General features: G+C 65.0%; 3 protein-coding genes and 1 pseudogene. All 4 read left to right on the forward strand.

Features of this window, described 5'->3' with window-relative positions:
• A pseudogene (gene mdoH / locus G3436_RS24895) lies at positions 1-2427 on the forward strand (glucans biosynthesis glucosyltransferase MdoH); the annotation flags it as partial.
• Between the two features lie 204 nt (positions 2428-2631).
• Positions 2632-3432, forward strand: coding sequence for a transporter substrate-binding domain-containing protein (locus G3436_RS24900; RefSeq protein WP_163950706.1), 801 nt, complete (start codon positions 2632-2634; stop codon positions 3430-3432).
• Between the two features lie 76 nt (positions 3433-3508).
• Entirely contained in the window at positions 3509-4471 is a 963-nt protein-coding gene (locus tag G3436_RS24905; RefSeq protein ID WP_163950702.1) for an ABC transporter permease subunit, read from the forward strand.
• On the forward strand, positions 4464-5198 hold the full coding sequence (locus tag G3436_RS24910; protein WP_163950709.1) for an ATP-binding cassette domain-containing protein: 735 nt from the start codon (positions 4464-4466) through the stop codon (positions 5196-5198). The genes G3436_RS24905 and G3436_RS24910 overlap by 8 nt, the downstream gene beginning before the upstream one ends.
• Positions 5199-5218 lie beyond the last annotated feature (20 nt).

A 5218-nucleotide genomic window follows, 5' to 3' on the forward strand; every position in this document is an offset into this window, starting at 1 on the left:
GCAAGGGGTCGGTGGGGCAGCCGCCTGACCCCTGGACAGCGCGGGCAGAAAATGCAAGAGGCCGAGATGCTCGCCCCTCGATGCCAGCGGCCGCGTGTGCCTCAAGGCCACGCCGCCGATCCGCCGCACCCCGGGGTGATCCCCCGAGCCGTGGCGCACCAACATCCTGATCCGCGCCTGGCGCCGGGTCACCCGGCCGCACCAACGCGCCGCCGCCCCGAGCAGCGCGAGCTGCCCCAAGGCCCGCTGGCGCTGGGTCGGCTCGATGCGCCGCTATATCCTGCTGGCGCTGATGCTCGGGCAGACCATCGTCGCCGGCTGGTACATGAAGGGCATCCTGCCGTACCAGGGTTGGTCGTTCGTCGACCTCGACGAAGTCATGCACCAGTCGTTCATGCAGACCGTCACCCAAGTATGGCCGTATGCCCTGCAGACCAGCATCCTGGTGCTGTTCGGCATCCTGTTCTGCTGGGTCTCGGCGGGGTTCTGGACGGCCCTGATGGGCTTCCTCGAACTGCTCACCGGGCGCGACAAGTACAAGATTTCCGGCAGCAGTGCCGGCAACGAGCCGATCGAGGCCGGTGCGCGTACCGCCATCGTCATGCCGATCTGCAACGAAGACGTGCCGCGGGTGTTCGCCGGCCTGCGGGCGACGTTCGAGTCGGTCGCGGCCACCGGTGACCTGGACCGCTTCGACTTCTTCGTGCTCAGCGACACCAACGACACCGACATTGCCGTGGCCGAGCAACAGGCCTGGCTGCAGGTGTGCCGCGAAGCCAAGGGCTTCGGGCGTATCTTCTATCGCCGCCGCCGTCGCCGCGTCAAGCGCAAGAGCGGCAACCTCGACGACTTCTGCCGTCGCTGGGGCGGCGATTATCGCTACATGGTGGTGCTGGACGCCGACAGCGTGATGAGCGGCGACTGCCTGACCAGCCTGGTGCGCCTGATGGAGGCCAACCCGGACGCCGGGATCATCCAGACCGCGCCCAAGGCGTCGGGCATGGACACCCTGTATGCGCGCATGCAGCAGTTCGCCACCCGCGTGTACGGCCCGCTGTTCACGGCCGGCCTGCACTTCTGGCAGTTGGGCGAGTCGCACTACTGGGGCCACAACGCGATCATCCGCATGAAGCCGTTCATCGAGCACTGTGCCCTGGCGCCGTTGCCGGGCAAGGGCGCGTTCGCCGGTGCGATCCTCTCCCACGACTTCGTCGAGGCGGCGCTGATGCGGCGTGCCGGCTGGGGCGTGTGGATTGCCTACGACCTGCCGGGCAGCTACGAAGAGTTGCCGCCCAACCTGCTCGACGAGCTCAAGCGCGACCGGCGCTGGTGCCACGGCAACCTGATGAACTTCCGCCTGTTCCTGGTCAAGGGCATGCACCCGGTGCACCGTGCGGTGTTTCTGACCGGGGTCATGTCGTACCTGTCGGCGCCGTTGTGGTTCTTCTTCCTGGTGCTGTCGACCGCGCTGCTGGCGACCAACACGCTGATGGAGCCGCAGTACTTCCTCGAACCGCGCCAGCTGTATCCGCTGTGGCCACAATGCACCCGGAAAAGGCCATCGCGCTGTTCTCCACCACCATCGTGCTGCTGTTCCTGCCCAAGCTGCTGAGCATCATCCTGATCTGGGCCAAGGGTGCCACCGAGTTCGGTGGGCGCATCAAGGTCACCGCATCGATGCTGCTGGAGATGCTCTTCTCCATGCTGCTGGCGCCGGTGCGGATGATCTTCCACACCCGCTTCGTGCTGGCCGCGTTCCTCGGCTGGGCCGCGACCTGGAACTCGCCGCAACGTGACGATGACTCCACGCCGTGGGGCGAAGCGGTCCGTCGGCATGGTCCGCAGACCTTGCTGGGCCTGGCCTGGGCCCTGCTGGTGGCGTGGCTGAACCCGAGCTTCCTGTGGTGGCTGGTACCGATCGTGGGCTCGCTGATGCTGTCGATCCCGGTGTCGGTGATCTCCAGCCGCACCAACCTGGGCCTGCGCGCCAAGGACGAGAAGCTGTTCCTGATCCCTGAGGAATACGCGATCCCGCATGAGCTGCTGGCGACCGACCAGTACACCCACGAAAACCGCTGGCATGCACTGAAGGACGGTTTTGTGCGGGCGGTGGTCGACCCGCAGCAGAACGCCCTGGCGTGTGCGCTGGCGACGGCGCGCCATGGCGTCGCAGAGGTGGTCGAAAGCAACCGTGCCGAGCGTATCGCCAAGGCCCTTGAGGTCGGCCCGGCAGCACTGGATGGCGCGACCCGCCTGGCGCTGCTCAGCGATCCGGTAGCCCTGGCGCGGCTGCACAGCCGTGTATGGGCCGAAGACAACCGGGCGTGGCTGGATGTGTGGCGTGCCTCCAAGGCCAACGATCCGCATTCGCCACTGCTGCCGTTGCACCCGGAGCATCAGCCGCAGGCCAGCCTGGCCAGCGCCTGAACCGAGCGGCCGCCTTGCGGCCCATTCGCTGGCAAGCCAGCTCCCACAGGTTATCGCTGCTCTTGGGCGCAGCGCAGTACCTGTGGGAGCTGGCTTGCCAGCGAAGGCCTCACCACCTTTTCTGATACCCACAACGCCCCCCATGCGTTAGCATCCCCCCCGATAATAAAACTCGAAGTTTTACTGCTGGGGGATCTGGTGATGATGAAGAAGTATCTGTCGATGCTGATGATCGGCGTCGCGGCACTGGTGGCGGTCAACGCCGCACAGGCAGCCGGTGCAATCGATGACGCGGTCAAGCGCGGCACCTTGCGCGTAGGCATGGACCCTACCTACATGCCGTTCCAGATGACCAACAAGCGCGGCGAGATCATCGGCTTCGAAGTCGATATCCTCAAGGCCATGGCCAAGTCCATGGGCGTCAAGCTGGAAATGGTCTCCACCGCCTACGACGGCATCATCCCGGCCCTCATGACCGACAAGTTCGACATGATCGGCAGCGGCATGACCCTCACCCAGGAACGCAACCTCAAGCTCAACTTCAGCGAACCCTTCATCGTGGTCGGCCAGACCCTGCTGATCCGCAAGGAGCTGGCAGACGAGATCAAGTCCTACAAAGACCTGAACAACGAGAAGTACCGCCTGACCTCCAAGCTGGGCACCACCGGCGAGATGGTTGCCAAGAAGCTGATCGGCAAGGCCAAGTACCACGGCTACGACAACGAGCAGGAAGCGGTGATGGACGTGGTCAACGGCAAGGCCGACGCCTTCGTCTACGACGCGCCCTACAACGTGGTGGCGGTGAACAAGGCCGGTGCCGGCAAGCTGCTGTTCCTCGACAAGCCGTTCACCTTCGAACCGCTGGCCTTCGGCCTGAAGAAGGGCGACTACGACAGCCTGAACTTCATCAACAACTTCCTGCACCAGATCAAGCACGACGGTACCTACGAGCGAATCCACGACAAGTGGTTCAAGGACACCGCCTGGCAGAAAGACATGGAATAAGGCCGTCGCCCAAGGCCCGGCTTGAAACCCGACGCGCAGGCTGGCCCTGCGCGTTCGCTTTTACGGAAGTACCCTCGTGATCAAACACAAGAAAGCCCAGTGGCCCTGGCACGGGCTGACCGCACTGGTCCTGATCGGCCTGGCGCTGAGCCTGTATTACGCGACCTCGGTGATTTCCTACGAGTGGCGCTGGAACCGCGTGCCGCAGTACTTCGCCTACCATGCCGAAGTGGCCCAGCGCGCGGCCGAGAACGGCACCCTCGAGGCTATCGAGCGCAAGGGCGACATGGCCCGCGTCACCCTGCGTGACGAAAGCGGCGCCGAGCAGGTGCTGGAGGTCGAGCAGGCCAGCCTGCAACTGTCCCGTGGCGACGACGTGGCCGAAGGCGACCTGATCGGCGTGACCCATGAGTGGGCGGCAGGCCCGCTGGCCTGGGGCCTGTTCACCACGGTGTGGATTTCCGTGGCGGCCGGGGTACTTGGTTTGCTGATCGGCTTGTTCGCCGGCCTGTGCCGGTTGTCGAGCAACCCGACCCTGCGCGACCTCTCGACGGTGTACGTCGAACTGGTACGCGGCACCCCCTTGCTGGTGCAGATCTTCATCTTCTACTTCTTCATCGGTACGGTGCTCAACCTGTCCCGCGAATTTGCCGGGGTGGCGGCGCTGGCGCTGTTTACCGGCGCCTATGTGGCCGAAATCGTGCGGGCCGGGGTGCAATCGATTGCCAAGGGGCAAGGCGAGGCGGCGCGGTCGCTGGGCCTGAGTGCCGGGCAGTCGATGCGTCACGTGGTGCTGCCGCAGGCGTTCAAGCGCGTGCTGCCGCCGCTGGCCGGGCAGTTCATCAGCCTGGTCAAGGACACCTCGCTGGTGTCGGTGATCGCCATCACCGAGCTGACCAAGAGCGGCCGCGAAGCGATCACCACCTCGTTCTCGACCTTCGAGATCTGGTTCTGTGTCGCCGGGCTGTACCTGCTGATCAACCTGCCGCTGTCGCATATCGCCAGCCGGCTTGAGCGGAGGCTTGCGCAAAGTGATTGAAGTCCGTGATCTGGTGAAAGTCTACGACACCCGTGGGCAGGTGGTGCGTGCGGTCGACCACGTAAGCACCCACGTGGCCAAGGGTGAAGTGCTGGTGGTGCTGGGCCCGTCGGGCTCGGGCAAGTCGACCTTCCTGCGCTGCCTCAATGGCCTGGAGGCGTTCGACGAGGGCACGGTGGCCATCGATGGCCTGCAACTGGCCGACCCGCGCACCGACGTCAACGCCTACCGGCGTGAAGTCGGCATGGTGTTCCAGCATTTCAACCTGTTCCCGCACATGACCGTGCTGGAGAACCTGTGCCTGGCGCAGAAGGTGGTACGCAAGCGTGGCAAGGCCGAGCGCGAGAGCAAGGCGCGCGCGTTGCTGGAGAAGGTGGGCATTGCGCAGAAGGCCAATGAGTTCCCGTCGCGCTTGTCCGGCGGCCAGCAGCAGCGCGTGGCCATCGCCCGTGCATTGGCGATGGACCCCAAGGTGATGCTGTTCGACGAGCCAACCTCGGCGCTGGACCCGGAGATGGTCGGCGAGGTGCTGGACGTGATGAAAACCCTGGCGCTGGAAGGCATGACCATGGTCTGCGTGACCCACGAGATGGGCTTTGCGCGGGAAGTGGCCGACCGGGTGCTGTTCTTCGACCATGGCAAGTTGCTGGAAGACTCGCCGCCGGAGCAATTCTTTACCGCGCCCAAGGACCTGCGCGCCCAGGCGTTCCTGCGTCAGGTGTTGTAACCGCGGCGCGGCCTTCGCTG

Origin of the sequence: Pseudomonas brassicae (genome assembly GCF_010671725.1) — a bacterium.
In the GTDB taxonomy this organism is placed as follows: domain Bacteria; phylum Pseudomonadota; class Gammaproteobacteria; order Pseudomonadales; family Pseudomonadaceae; genus Aquipseudomonas; species Aquipseudomonas brassicae.

Coding starts and splice junctions, on each gene's coding strand:
- G3436_RS24900 (WP_163950706.1), top strand. CDS start 2,632: ATGAAGAAGTATCTGTCGATGCTGATGATCGGCGTCGCGGCACTGGTG.